Here is a 12,283-nt window from a genome sequence, read left to right as displayed (position 1 = left end):
ACCCGATGACCACCCCCGCCTCCTGGACCGTCACCCCGCCCGCCGAGGCCGACTTCGCCTCCTGGCGCGAGCTCTACCTGGGCTACGCCGAGTTCTACCGGGTCGACATGCCCGAGGAGCGGCTCAAGACGGTCTGGTCGTGGCTCCACGACCCGGCGCACGAGCTGAACGGCCTGCTGGCCCGCGACGCGGACGGCACGCCGGTCGGCCTGGCCCACTACCGGCCCTTCGCCCGGCCGCTCTCCGGGACGGTGGGCGGCTACCTGGACGACCTGTTCGTCGCGCCCGCGGCCCGGGGCGGCGGCGCCGCGGACGCGCTGTTCGACCGGCTGGGCCGGATCGCGGCCGAGCGCGGCTGGAGCGTGGTCCGCTGGATCACGGCCGACGACAACCACCGGGCGCGCTCCAAGTACGACCGGGTGGCGAAGCGCACCATGTGGGTGACGTACGACATGCCGCCGGCCGGCCAGGCGTAGCGGCACGCCCCGCCGCGCGCGCGGACCGACCGCGCCGGACCCGGCCCGCCCAGGGCCGGAGCCGGCGCGGTCGCCGCTTTTCGAGCGTACACAGAATTCGGAATGCCCCCCTCCGAAACACATTTTGGAAGATCACCGATATCTTCGCTGGTAGACCCCGTAATGCCCGCCCGCGCAAATCCAGGGTTGACCCATACCAATCTTTCATGGAGGATCGTCTATGTCCCCGGGCACTCCCGGGGCAGAACATCGGCGGACCGGTGCATCCGGTACGGCAACAGCGATCCGGCGCCACCAGATGTCATTTACCAGCTCCTGAGCTGTGACACCAGGGGGTATATAAATTGGCCAACTGTCAGGCCCGTTGACGCTGGCTGACCAGCCGCCAAGCGCACCGATCGGCAGCCCACCCGGGCCGGAGGACCATACTCCGGACACGGGTGACAGCCATGTCCAGCTTCTCCTCGATCCCGCCGAACAATCCGGCGCGGTCGATCCAGCCACCACCCAGGCAATTCCCTGGAATTTTGGCGGCATTCACCCGGGCGCCATTCCTGGCACCCTGCGGCGATTTCCTGCGGCCTGCCCGCCGACGCAGCAGAGGCCTGTCGTCGGCGGAGCCCGCCCCGCCGGTCCCACCATGAAAGGAATCAGAATGTACGTACGCAGTGCGGTCAAGGACGGCCAGACCCGGGAGAACAACTGCGACCTGCGGCGCATCTACCCCTGGCAGGGTGTCGTCGTTCCGCCGTGGAACAGCTCCCTGGTGTCCATCCGGCCGCAGGAATCGAGCCAGCAGCACGCCCACGCCACCGACGAGACGTTCATCTTCACCGGCGGCGAGGGTGTCGTGCGGGTCGGTGACGAGGAGCGGGTGGTCGCCGAGGGCGACGTCATCTACATCCCGCACGACAACCAGCACATCGTCACCAACACCAGCGACCGCGACCCGCTGACCTTCGTCAGCATCTACTGGCTCCAGCCGGCCCCGGCCGAGGAGTCGGCGCATGCCTGAGCCGGACAGCGCGGCCGTACGCGCCCCGCGCCAGGTCAACGTCTCGTTCTCGCCGCCGACCCCCAACGGCGACCTGCACCTGGGCCACCTGGCGGGCCCCGTGCTGGGCAGCGACGTGTGCGCGCGGTCGCAGAAGATCCTGGGCAACGACGTGGTGTACGCGTGCAGCACCGACGACAACCAGACCTACGTGGTCACGACCGCGCAGCGGCTCGGAGTGACCCCCGAGGCGCTGATCCAGGAGGCGCTCGACAGCGTCCGGGTGTCGCTGGACCTCGCCGGGGTCGACGTCGACCTCTTCGAACGGCCCGACGAGGACTACAACCGCTTCGTCCGGGACTTCTTCACCCACCTGTGGCGGCACGGCGCGTTCGACCGGCGCGAGGTCGAGCTGCCGTACGACGCCGAAACCGGGCAGTACCTGGCCGAGGCGTTCGTGACGGGCCGCTGCCCGGTCTGCCTGGCGCACGCCAGGGCGGGCGTCTGCGAGGCGTGCGGCCTGTACAACCTGCCCGGCTCGCTGCTGCCGGGCGACACGGCCACGGCGCTGCCGAGGAAGCCGGTCTCCATCTGGGTCCTCGACCTGGAGCGCTACCGGTCGCTGATCAGCAACTGGTACCGGACCTCCGACGTGCCGCTGAGGCCCGATCTGCAGAACGTCGTCACCCGGACGCTCGCCGGCCGGCTGCCCTACATCCCGGTCACCTACCCGAGCACCTGGGGCATCCCGGTGGACTGGGACGGCCCGGGCGCGCAGCCGCAGGCCATCAACGCCTGGCCGGAGATCTACGTCGGCCACCTGTACTGGCCGCAGCGGGTCCGGGCCGGACGGCAGGCCGGCTGCGACGAGTTCGTGCAGTTCATCGGGATCGACAACGGGTTCTACAACGCGTTCGTCTATCCGGCCCTCAAGCTCCTCGCGGTCAGGCACGGGCTGCCGGTCGAACTGCCGGTGACCCGCACGCTCACCAACCAGTACTTCCTCCTGGAGGGCCGGAAGTTCTCCACCAGCAAGGGGGACGTGGTCTGGGCGCGGGACTTCCTGGAGAAGGCCGGCCGGGACCGGGCGCGGTTCGTCCTCGCGCTCACCAGCCCGGAGCTCCAGCAGTCCGAGTTCACCGAGCAGGTGGCCGCCGCCACCCTGGAGTCCCGCTTCGACGCACCGCTCGCCACGATCACGGCGAGGTTCGGCGAGCAGCTGGCCGGCCGGTCCGTCGACGCCCCGCCCTCCCTGTGGTGGACGACCGCCATCGAGGCGTCCGTGCGGCGCTTCGAGGCCGCCTACGCCCTGGAGACGTTCTCCATCCGCAAGGCGGCCGAGGCGCTCGCGCTGCACCTGGAGGTGCTGGCCCTGCGCGGCGGGCACCTCCGGACCGACGACGCGGGCGACGTGTCCGGCGCGCTGCTCTTCCTGTGGACCCTGCGCACGCTCGCGTGGCCCGTCACCCCGGACCTCGCACGGCAGGTGGCCCTGGCGTTCGGCGCCGAGGCCGCCCCCGGCGACGTCCCGCTGCTGCGGGACGTCCGCACCCCGCCCGCCGGGCACTTCCGGGGCCTCTCGGGCTGATCCACCCGGCCCGGTGAGAGCCACCCGCCGGAGCCGGTGAGAACCGTCCACCGAATGAATCCAGACAGGGATACCGACATGCTGCGTACCTTCATGCGTTCGAAGATCCACCGTGCCACCGTCACCGACAGCAACCTGAACTACATCGGGTCGATCACGATCTCGCCGGAGCTGCTGGACACCGCCGACATCGGCATCCACGAGCTGGTGCACGTCGTCAACATCAACAACGGCGCGCGGTTCGAGACCTACACCATCCTCGGCGCCCCCGGCGCCAACGAGGTGATCGTGAACGGCGCCGCCGCGCGGCTCGTGGCGACCGGCGACAAGGTCATCATCATCGCGTACGGGCAGCTCAGCGATGACGAGGTGGAGAAGCACGAGCCCCGCGTCGTCCACGTGGACGACCAGAACCGGGTGCTCGAAACGGCCCCGGCCGGCGCGTGACCCATGGCAGACCAGCAGATCCACTCAGTCCTCGGGATCGGCTTCGGGCCCGCCAACCTCGCGCTGGCGGTGACCCTGGAGGAGTTCGGCTACAGCGGCACGACCCGGTTCATCGAGCGGGCCGACGGCTTCCAGTGGCAGAGCGAGCAACTGCTGCCCGGGGCCGACATCCAGAACAACCCCTTCCGTGACCTGGTGATGCCGCGCAACACGGGCAGTCCGTACACCTTCGTCAACTACCTCGCCGGCCAGGGCCGGCTGACCGACTACCTGCATCTCAACAGCAAGTTCCCGCTGCGGCGGGAGTACGCCGGCTACCTCCGGTGGGTCGCCGACTCGTTCCGCGGGTCGGTCGACTACGGGCAGTCGGCGACCCGGCTCTCCCTGGTGGACCTCGGCGGCCGGGAGGTGTTCCGGGTGGAGACGGCCGGCGGACGGCAGTACTTCGGCGAGACCGTCGCCGTGGGTACGGGCCGCTCGCCCCGGATCCCGGCCCCGTTCCAACGGAGCCTGGGGCCCACCGTGTTCCACTCCACCAGGTACCTCAGCTCCCTGCGGCGCCAGACCGGCAAGGGGCTGCGGGTGGTGGTGGTCGGTGCGAGCCAGAGCGCGATCGAGATCGTGCTCGACCTCCTCGACCGGCCCGAGGTCCACCAGGTGGTGTCGCTCCAGCGGGGCATCGGGTTCCGGCTGAAGGACACCAGCCCGTACAGCCGGCGGGTCTTCCTGCCCGACTTCATCGACTACTTCTACCCGCTTCCGAACGAGGCCAAGAACCGCATCCGGCGGGAGCTCAGGTCGATCAACTACGCGGCCTGCGACCAGGACGTGATCGACCGGCTCGCGGGCGTGCAGCACGAGTACGAGATCACCGGCTCGGACCGGTTCCGGCTCATGCCGTACTCCGAGGTGGTCCAGGTCACCCCGCACGCCCAGGGCACGGCGAACCGGCTCACGGTGCGGGACGTCAACTACGGGACGGAGAGCGCCTACGACGCCGACCTCGTCGTCCTGGCGACGGGCTTCCGCGACTTCGGCGAGGGCCCGGACGACGAACGGCGCCACCCCCTGCTGGAAGAGGTGGCCGACCGGCTCGCCGTCAACGAGCACGGGCTGCTGGACGTGGCACGCGACTACTCAGTGCCCGTCACCGGGCAGACGTACCAGCCGCGTCCGCTCCGGCTGTACCTCAACGGCCTGTGCGAGGCGAGCCACGGCATGGGCGACGCGGGAGCCCTGGCGGTGCTGTCCGCCCGGTCGACCGACATCGCCGAGTCCATCCTGGGCAAGCCGGGTGAGCCCACCGGCCCGGAACGCCTCCCCGTCGAGGCCGTTCGGTGACCACGGGCACCCGTACCACCGTTGATGCCGCCGCCGACGTCGTCATCGTCGGCGGCGGCATCATCGGCCTGGCAACCGCCGAACGCCTCGCCGCGCACCGGCTGTCCGTGGTCGTGATCGACGAACACGGGGTCGCGGGCGGGGCGACCGGCGCCTCCGGCGGGCTGATCCGCGCGTTCGACCCCGCCGCCGGCACCGACGGCCACCCCTGGGCGGCCGAGGGACTCTCCTGCTACCTGCGGCGGGGCCCGAGCGGCCGCTGGCCCGCGGTGCGCGAGGACGGCAGCCTGGTGCTGTTCGACGCCGACGGCACCGAACGCGCGCTGGCGGGCGCGGACCAGGTCCTGGCCGCCGGGCACACCGCGCTGGTCCTCTCCGCACCGGAGATCACCGCCGCGTTCCCCGGTCTGACCGTGCCCGAGGACTTCGTCGGGGTGTACGAGCCGCGCGCCGGCTGGCTGCCGGCGCGGGAGGTCGCCGAGGCGATGCTCGGGGACGCCGACGGCGTCACCTTCCTCGGCTCGGCACGGGCCACCGAGGTGGTGACCTCGCGCGGGCGGGTGACCGGCGTCCGCACCACGGCCGGGCTCGTGTCGGCGCGCGCGGTCCTGCTCGCCGCCGGGGTCCACAGCACCGGGCTCGCACGGACGGCGGGCGTGGAACTGCCTTTGCGCACACGGGCGGTGAGCTACTGCGTCTTCACCCCGCGCGGCCGCCCCGGCGCGGGTCCGGGCACAGGCCCCGGCGCAGTCCACGGCGCAGGCCCCGGCGGGCCGTACGGGTTGCCGACCGTCGTCGACTCGACGACGGGTGCCTGGCTGCGCCGCTGGAACTCCGGCACCGGCGTGCTGGCCGGTGTGTCGTCGTCGGCGTGCGACGTCCCGCCGACCGTGACCGCGGGGGTGCCGATCGCCGAACAGCGGCGCATCCGCGAGGTCGTCCGGCACCGCCGGCCGCCGCTGGCCGACGCGGACGCCACCGGCGGGGTCACCGCCTACGACGTCCTCGGGCCCGGCGGGAAGGGCGCCGTGACCGTCTGGCCGGAGCCGTACGGGCTGGTCACCGCCACCGGGTGGAACGGCGGCGGCTTCAAACTGGCCCCGGCCGTCGGACGGCACACGGCGGCCCGGATCCGCGAGGTGATCGCATGACGCACCGGGAGGCCACCGCACGCCTCAACTCCACCGACGAGATGCTCTACAGCGCCGAACGGGAGCTCGGGTCCTCCCGGATCGTCCAGGTCCTCTGGCGGTTCCCGGTCGAGCTGTCCCCGGCCGCGCTGCGCGAGGAGTGGGAGCGGCTGGACCGCGGCAGGCTCAGCCGCCGGCCGGTACCGGCCCTGGTGCCCGGGGCCCGGCGGAAGTGGGTCGGCGCGCACAACGGGGAACCCCTGCGGGAGTACCCGGGGCGGCTGACCGACGACACGGTGACGGACTGGCTCGACGAGCAGGTCCGCGCCCCGCTCCCGGCCGACTCGACCGCGCTGTGGCGCCTCGCGGCCGCCCGGTACGGGAACGGCACGCTGCTGTCACTGACCGTGCCGCACTTCCGCTCCGACGGGCTCGGGGTGTTCACCGCGCTCGACCGGCGGGATTCCCCGGCCGCCCGCCGGGGCACCCCGGCGGGCGGCCCGATCGGCGAGGACCTCGGCGAGCTGCTGGAGCAGGGCGCACTCGCCGTCGCCGGTTCGGTCGCCCTGGCGGAACGCGTCCTGACGAATCGTCAGGAGTTCGACCGGATCAGGTCGGCACTGGCCGGCCCGGCGAAGTCCCCCCGGAGCGAGGCGACTTCGGAGCCCAGGTTCTTCACCACCGCGCTCTTCACCCTCGACGCCGCGTCGTGGGAGGAACGGGCGACGGCGTACGGCGGCACCGCGAACAGCCTGTTCGTGGAGATCGCCGCCAACCTGGTCCGCGCCAGGGTGCCGCTGGCCGACCGCGCGTCGGTCAGGGTCGGCATCCCGATGAACCTGCGTCGGCCGGACGGCGACGCCCGCGCCAACGCCCTCGTCGTCGTCCCGCTGGAGGTCCCGGCGGGCGCACCCCAGCACGAGGACCTGCGGCAGACCCGCCGGAGCACCAAGGCCACCCTGCGGGAGTCCGGCGAGCACAGCGGCACACTCGTGCCGGAGCCGCTGTGGCACCTGCTGCCCCGCCGGTACGCCGACCGTCTCAAGGCGCCCGGGGCGCAGCAGACCGACGTCGTCGCGTCCAACTTCGGCGTCGTACCGGAGGCCGCGGCGCGCTTCGCCGGCGAACAGGCGGACAGCGTCGCCCTGCGCACGATGAACGTACCGGGCCTGGTGCCGGAGAAGGCCGCCCTGCGCGCCTCACTGTGCATGGTGCGGTCGGGCGAGCGGGTGACCGTGACCGTCACCGGGATGCCCGACCACTTCGGCGGCACCGAGTCCCTGCGCCGGCTCGTCACCGACGAGTTCGCCGCGTGGGGGCTGCGGGCGCAGCGGTGGTAGCCGCCGGGTGAACGGGAATCACAGCCCAGTCGGAAGAGGGAGCACAGCATCATGACAGGAAGCACCGCATCACCGTCCGGCCTCTCCGGCCCGCCCGGGCTCTCGGAGCGCTGGTTCCGGACCACCCCCGACTCGTCCGTCCTGGACCGGCCACGCCTGCTCGCCCGGTCGCTGATCGACCTGGCCGACCTCGACGACCGGATCGCGTTCTACGAGCGGCTGCTCGGGGTGCGCGCGGATCTGCGGATGCCGATCCCCGACTTCGGCGGCCTCGAACTGGCCGCCGTGGGCACCGTTCTGCTGATCGCGAGCGAGCGGCCGTTCACCCCCGTCCAGCGGCGGACGGCGTACTCGCTGATCGTGCCCTCGCTGGCCGGCCAGCTCGACCTGCTGGGCCGCACCGGCACGACCGTGCTGGAGCCCCGCGAGGCGATCGTGCCCGGCGCGCGGGCCCGGGTGCGTTACCCGGACGGCTCGCTCGCCGAGCTGGTCGAGCACCGGCCCCGGCCCGGGGAGCGGCCCGTACCTCGCCAAGTCGGGCCCGGGGGCGGGGGCGTGCGCCTCCTGGTCCGGCGGGCCGTGCCGGCCGCTTCGCTCGGCGGGGCCGTCCGGTTCTACGAGACGGCGCTGGAGACGACGTCGGCGACGGCCCCGGAGACGCTGTCGGCGACTCCGGGGACGGCGGCCGCGACCGGTGCCGTGCCGCCCGCCCCGGGCCGGGCGGGCGGCGCCGGATTCGCGATCGTGGGCAACCTGCTGCTGGTCGGCTCGGACGAGGCCGCCCACGAGGACGCGTCGCCGGTCCCGTTCGCCCTGCTGGCGCCGTCGGTCGAGGCGGCGGCCGCCCGGGCGGGCGCCGCCATCCGCCCGGGCTCCGGCGTGGACGGCCGCCCGGTCGTGCCGCTCCCCGGTGGGGAGTCGGCCGAGATCTGGGCCGGCCCGCCCACCGCGTACCGGGCATGACCGGCTCCGGCCCGGAACGGCTGCGGCTCCGCCTGGTCCTGACCCGCCCTCCGTCCGAAACCGCGCGGGAGAATGGCGGCCGGGCCACTCCCGGCCGGGCCCGGACGACCGGTATACCTTCTCGTGGATCTCGATGAGGGGAGTCGGCGGATGACGCCGGATTCGGCGGAGTTGCCCGGGTCCTTCTACCGGGCCGTGGGCCACGGGCGCTACGAGAGCACGGCCGCCACGGCGGGGCCGTGGAGTCCGAAGGCGCAGCACGCGGGCCCCCCGTCCGCCCTGCTCGGCCGCGCCCTGGAACGGCACGGGGCGCGGGAGGGCTTCCGGATCGCCCGCATCACGCTGGAGATCCCCCGCCCGGTGCCCGTCGGCGACCTCCAGGTCGAGGTCCGCGCCATCCGCTCCGGCGGCCGCGCCGAACTCCTGGAGGGTGAGCTCACCTCCGGCGGTCGGCCCGTCCTGCTGGCCCGGGCGTGGCGCATCGCCGCGAGCCCGCGGGAGACCCCGCCGCTCCGCCCGGAGACGGCCCCACCGTCGCTTCCGGGCCCGCAGCCGCCGCCCGTCATGGCCGGCGCGCACCTCGGCGGGTACGTCTCGGCGATGGAGTGGCGCTTCCCGCCCGGCGGCGGCTTCGACACCCCCGGCCCCGGCACAGTGTGGGCCCGGCAGCGGATCCCCCTCGTCGACGGCGAGCCGGACACCCCGCTGACCCGCGCCCTCACCCTCGCCGACAGCAACTGGGCGGTCGCCTTCGAGCTCGACCACGTGGGCCGGCTCGTCATCAACACCGATGTCACGCTGGCCCTCCACCGCGACCCGGTCGGCGCCTGGCTCCATCTGACCGCCGCCACGGCCGCCAGCCCGGACGGCTCAGGCCTGGCCTCCGGCCGCCTCGACGACGCGGCCGGCGACTGCGGCCGGATCCTCCAGACCCTGCTCGTCGCCGACCGCTGACGCGGGAGCCCGGGCCGCCCTCGTCAGGGGGCCGGCCGCTCGCCCCGCTTCTCCCCGGCGTCCTGGCCCGGGCCGTGCGCCGGGCCGCCGGTCGAGTCGCCTGCCGGTCCGTCGGCCCGGTCGTCATCCTGGCCGGGTGTCACCGTGGGCGGCAGCACCAGGGTGGCCACCGCGCCGCCGTCCGGGTGGTTGGCGAACGTCAGGGCCGCGCCGATCACCCGCGCATGGCCGGTGGCTATCGTCAGGCCCAGGCCGTGGCCGCGCCCACGCTCGCGCACGCTCGTCCGGAAGCGCTTGGGCCCGTGCCGCAACAGGTCGTCCGGGAAACCGGGCCCGTGGTCGCGGACGGTGATCCGCAGTCCGTCCACGCCCAGCCGGACCGGACCGCCGCCGTGCCGGTCGGCGTTGACGAGCAGATTGCCCAGGATGCGGTCCAGCCGGCGCAGATCGGTGCGGACCGACGTGTCGGCGGCGCCCGGCGCCACCTCGACCTCCACGTCCAGGCCGGTGAGCGTGACGGTACGGCGCACCGCCCGGTCCAGCGGCACGGCCGACAGGTACGGCGTCTCGACGTTCGCGTCCAGCCGGGACACCTCCAGCAGGTCCTCGACCAGCGAACGCAGCACCTGCACCCGGTTCTGGACGAGCTGGGTGGGCCGGCCCGGCGGCAGCAGCTCGGCCGCGGTGACCAGCCCGGTCAGCGGGGTCCGCAGCTCGTGGGCGACGTCCGCGGTGAACTGCTGCTCGTCCTCCAGTCGGCGGTGCAGCGCCCGCGACATCAGGTCGACGGCCGCCGCGAGGTCGGCCACCTCGTCCCGCCCGTCGACCAGCTCTCCGATCCGGGTGTCCGTGCGCCCGGCGGCGATCCCCCGGGCGGCCGTCGCCGCAGTGCGCAGCCGGCGGCTGATCCGGTCCGCGACCAGCACCCCGACCAGCACCGTCGTGAAGACCGACGCGACGACGGTGATCAGGATGATCCGGTCCAGGTCGGCGATCGCCGCCCGGTCCGGCTCGAAGTCGACCCGGACGGAGACCACTCCGCCCTGGACCGGGCCGGCCGCCCACATCGCCTCGCCCTGCGGACCGCCGGCCAGCAGCGATCCCCGCCGGCCGTCCGCCACGAGGGCGCGCAGCCGGGGCGGCAGCGCCGGGTCGTCCAGGCCGGCGACCTTGCCGTCGCGCGCGTAGGCGCCCAGCGCCGAGTCCAGCGCGGTCAGCGCGGAGGCCCGGGCCTGGTCGACGTGCTGGCGGATCATCGCCTGGTGGACCAGCAGGCCGACGGCCACGGCGACCAGGACGGAGATGGCGGCGACGGCGGTGGCGATCTGGCGGCGCAGGGTCATGCCGAGCGCCGCAGCTTGTAGCCGAACCCGCGGACGGTCTCGATCCGGCCGGCGCCGATCTTGGCGCGCAGCCGCTGCACGTGGACGTCCACCACCCGGGTGTCGGCGCCCCAGTCGTAGTCCCAGACCCGCTCCAACAGGACGGAGCGCTCCAGCACGATGCCGGGCGCGGCGGTGAACTCCAGCAGCAGCCGCAGCTCGGTCGGGGTCAGCGGGACGAGCCGGCCGTGCACCCGTACCTCCATGCTCTCGGTGTCCACCTCCATCCCGTCGAAGCTGCGCACGGTCCGCGGCGCCGGTGCGGCCGGAACGGTCGGGGCCGTCTGCACGGCCGGGGCGGTCGGGGCGGTCGGGCCCGTCGGAACGGCCCGCACGGGAACCGGCGCGAGGGCCGGCGGGGCGTCCGCGGCGGGCGGCGGGGTCTCGGCCGCCGGGACCACGCGGACCCGGCGCAGCACCGTCCGGATCCGGGCGACCAGCACCGCGCTCTCGAACGGCTTGACCACGTAGTCGTCCGCACCGGCCTCCAGGCCGGACACCACGTCGACCGGATCGGTGCGCGCCGACATCATCAGGATCGGGAGCTGGCTCTCCTCGCGGATCCGGCGGCAGAGGCCGACCCCGTCGAGGAGCGGCAGCATGACGTCCAGCAGCAGCAGATCGGGGCGGACGGCGTGGAACGCCTCCAGCCCTTCCAGCCCGTCGGCGGCGGTGGAGACCGGGAAGCCGTAGCGCTCCAGGGCCATCCGGGTGGCCTCCCGGATCACCTCGTCGTCCTCGACGATCAGGATGTGCGGGTGGGTGGGTGCGGCTGCGGGGTTCATGGCTTCGCTTCCGAGAGCGCCGGGGTCGGTCGGGCGGTTGGACGGCTCGTGGGGGTGCCGGGGGCCGGTCCGGGAGGGACGGGGCTGGCCTCGCCGGCCGCCCCGGGGGTGCGGCTGACGCCCATGCCGGGGCTGACCGCCGGTCCGGTCACGCCGGCGGAGGGGCCCGTCTGTCCGGTGCCGTCGCCGGGCACCGGGACGATGCCCTCGACCTTCTGCTCCACCAGGCCGAGCCGGACCCCGTCCCAGTGGTAGTGGCTGCTGGTCCGGGCGGAGGCGGTGGTCAGCTCGTACAGCCACAGGTCGCAGCCGACGGTCTCGGCGCTGAACCCCTCCCGTGCCGTGACCTGGAGGACGGACAGGACCCGGTCGTCGGCCAGGGTGTAGACGTGCAGTACCACCGCCCCGGGGGTGGCGACGGCGACGAGCAGCTCGGAGCGCCCGTCACCGGTGAGGTCGCGGTACTCGGGGCTGCGGACCTTGCACTCGGGGCAGGAGTCGAGGGCGCGCCGCTCCTCCGGGCCCACCATGGGGTCCTTGGCGAGGACGGAGCGGACGTCGACCGCGGTGATGTCGTTCCCGGGGACGGTCACGTCGGGGACGGGGCGCGGCGTCGGCTGAGCGGTGGCGGTGGCGGGTGAGGCCGGCGACGGGGAGGCATCCAGGCCGGGCCAGAGCGGCTGGGGCTTCAGCGGCGGTGTCACCGGCTGGGACGCGCCGTGGTCCTGCAGCCCGCCGGGGGTGACACGGCCGACCGCCATGGCCACGAGGGCGGCGATGGCGATGAGGACGGCGAGTCCGGCCGCCGACACGGCGCCGGTCCGGCGGCGGGGAGTAAACGGTGCCACGGTCGGTGCTCATCCTCCTGGTCTGCGGCGATGCG

At 73.8% G+C, this 12,283-nt stretch carries 12 protein-coding genes; 9 read left to right on the top strand and 3 right to left on the bottom strand.

Features of this window, described 5'->3' with window-relative positions; translation table 11 throughout:
- The first annotated feature begins 5 nt into the window (after positions 1 to 5).
- The 9 genes from ACIQIB_RS24485 (at position 6) to ACIQIB_RS24445 (ending at position 9,233) form a co-directional block, all read left to right on the top strand.
- The gene (locus tag ACIQIB_RS24485) at positions 6 to 476 is read left to right on the top strand and encodes a GNAT family N-acetyltransferase (protein ID WP_400658005.1); all 471 of its coding nucleotides are present in this window, start codon (positions 6 to 8) and stop codon (positions 474 to 476) included.
- Between the two features lie 655 nt (positions 477 to 1,131).
- Positions 1,132 to 1,491, top strand: a complete 360-nt coding sequence (locus ACIQIB_RS24480) for a cupin domain-containing protein (RefSeq protein WP_363609252.1) — start codon at positions 1,132 to 1,134, stop codon at positions 1,489 to 1,491.
- On the top strand, positions 1,484 to 3,058 hold the full coding sequence (locus ACIQIB_RS24475; RefSeq protein ID WP_363609254.1) for a class I tRNA ligase family protein: 1,575 nt from the start codon (positions 1,484 to 1,486) through the stop codon (positions 3,056 to 3,058). Before ACIQIB_RS24480 ends, ACIQIB_RS24475 begins: the two co-directional genes overlap by 8 nt.
- A 78-nt stretch (positions 3,059 to 3,136) precedes the next feature.
- The gene (gene panD, locus ACIQIB_RS24470; RefSeq protein WP_363609256.1) at positions 3,137 to 3,505 is read left to right on the top strand and encodes an aspartate 1-decarboxylase; all 369 of its coding nucleotides are present in this window, start codon (positions 3,137 to 3,139) and stop codon (positions 3,503 to 3,505) included.
- A 3-nt stretch (positions 3,506 to 3,508) separates the two neighbouring features.
- Positions 3,509 to 4,846 carry a SidA/IucD/PvdA family monooxygenase gene (locus ACIQIB_RS24465; protein WP_363609258.1) on the top strand — a complete coding sequence of 446 codons (1,338 nt, stop codon included), beginning with the start codon at positions 3,509 to 3,511 and terminating at the stop codon, positions 4,844 to 4,846.
- The gene (locus tag ACIQIB_RS24460; RefSeq protein WP_400760600.1) at positions 4,843 to 5,997 is read left to right on the top strand and encodes an NAD(P)/FAD-dependent oxidoreductase; all 1,155 of its coding nucleotides are present in this window, start codon (positions 4,843 to 4,845) and stop codon (positions 5,995 to 5,997) included. Before ACIQIB_RS24465 ends, ACIQIB_RS24460 begins: the two co-directional genes overlap by 4 nt.
- The gene (locus ACIQIB_RS24455; RefSeq protein WP_363609262.1) at positions 5,994 to 7,316 is read left to right on the top strand and encodes a hypothetical protein; all 1,323 of its coding nucleotides are present in this window, start codon (positions 5,994 to 5,996) and stop codon (positions 7,314 to 7,316) included. The genes ACIQIB_RS24460 and ACIQIB_RS24455 overlap by 4 nt, the downstream gene beginning before the upstream one ends.
- Positions 7,317 to 7,367: 51 nt before the next feature.
- Positions 7,368 to 8,279, top strand: a complete 912-nt coding sequence (locus ACIQIB_RS24450; RefSeq protein ID WP_400760598.1) for a VOC family protein — start codon at positions 7,368 to 7,370, stop codon at positions 8,277 to 8,279.
- A 150-nt stretch (positions 8,280 to 8,429) separates the two neighbouring features.
- Complete coding sequence (locus ACIQIB_RS24445) at positions 8,430 to 9,233, top strand: thioesterase family protein (protein ID WP_400760596.1); 804 nt, start codon at positions 8,430 to 8,432, stop codon at positions 9,231 to 9,233.
- Positions 9,234 to 9,256: 23 nt separating this feature from the next.
- Here the strand turns inward: ACIQIB_RS24445 and ACIQIB_RS24440 are convergent, their stop codons facing one another.
- The 3 genes from ACIQIB_RS24440 to ACIQIB_RS24430 are packed head-to-tail and all read right to left on the bottom strand — an operon-like array spanning position 9,257 to position 12,248.
- Positions 9,257 to 10,576, bottom strand: a complete 1,320-nt coding sequence (locus ACIQIB_RS24440; protein WP_400760594.1) for an ATP-binding protein — start codon at positions 10,574 to 10,576, stop codon at positions 9,257 to 9,259.
- Positions 10,573 to 11,400, bottom strand: a complete 828-nt coding sequence (locus ACIQIB_RS24435; protein ID WP_363609269.1) for a response regulator transcription factor — start codon at positions 11,398 to 11,400, stop codon at positions 10,573 to 10,575. The genes ACIQIB_RS24440 and ACIQIB_RS24435 overlap by 4 nt, the downstream gene beginning before the upstream one ends.
- A complete protein-coding gene (locus ACIQIB_RS24430) occupies positions 11,397 to 12,248 on the bottom strand; it encodes a hypothetical protein (RefSeq protein WP_400760591.1) in 852 nt (283 codons plus the stop codon). Before ACIQIB_RS24430 ends, ACIQIB_RS24435 begins: the two co-directional genes overlap by 4 nt.
- Between the last annotated feature and the right edge of the window lie 35 nt (positions 12,249 to 12,283).

Origin of the sequence: Kitasatospora sp. NPDC092286, from assembly GCF_044755565.1 — a bacterium.
Classification (GTDB): Bacteria; Actinomycetota; Actinomycetes; order Streptomycetales; family Streptomycetaceae; genus Kitasatospora.
This window is presented reverse-complemented; position numbering and strand designations above follow the sequence as displayed.

Excerpts from the sequence above, each read along its gene's own strand:
- ACIQIB_RS24450 (WP_400760598.1), top strand. The coding sequence starts at position 7,368 with ATGACAGGAAGCACCGCATCACCGTCCGGCCTCTCCGGCCCGCCCGGG.
- ACIQIB_RS24485 (WP_400658005.1), top strand. The coding sequence starts at position 6 with ATGACCACCCCCGCCTCCTGGACCGTCACCCCGCCCGCCGAGGCCGAC.
- ACIQIB_RS24480 (WP_363609252.1), top strand. The coding sequence starts at position 1,132 with ATGTACGTACGCAGTGCGGTCAAGGACGGCCAGACCCGGGAGAACAAC.
- ACIQIB_RS24475 (WP_363609254.1), top strand. The coding sequence starts at position 1,484 with ATGCCTGAGCCGGACAGCGCGGCCGTACGCGCCCCGCGCCAGGTCAAC.
- panD (WP_363609256.1), top strand. The coding sequence starts at position 3,137 with ATGCTGCGTACCTTCATGCGTTCGAAGATCCACCGTGCCACCGTCACC.
- ACIQIB_RS24435 (WP_363609269.1), bottom strand. The coding sequence starts at position 11,400 with ATGAACCCCGCAGCCGCACCCACCCACCCGCACATCCTGATCGTCGAG.
- ACIQIB_RS24445 (WP_400760596.1), top strand. The coding sequence starts at position 8,430 with ATGACGCCGGATTCGGCGGAGTTGCCCGGGTCCTTCTACCGGGCCGTG.
- ACIQIB_RS24465 (WP_363609258.1), top strand. The coding sequence starts at position 3,509 with ATGGCAGACCAGCAGATCCACTCAGTCCTCGGGATCGGCTTCGGGCCC.
- ACIQIB_RS24455 (WP_363609262.1), top strand. The coding sequence starts at position 5,994 with ATGACGCACCGGGAGGCCACCGCACGCCTCAACTCCACCGACGAGATG.
- ACIQIB_RS24440 (WP_400760594.1), bottom strand. The coding sequence starts at position 10,576 with ATGACCCTGCGCCGCCAGATCGCCACCGCCGTCGCCGCCATCTCCGTC.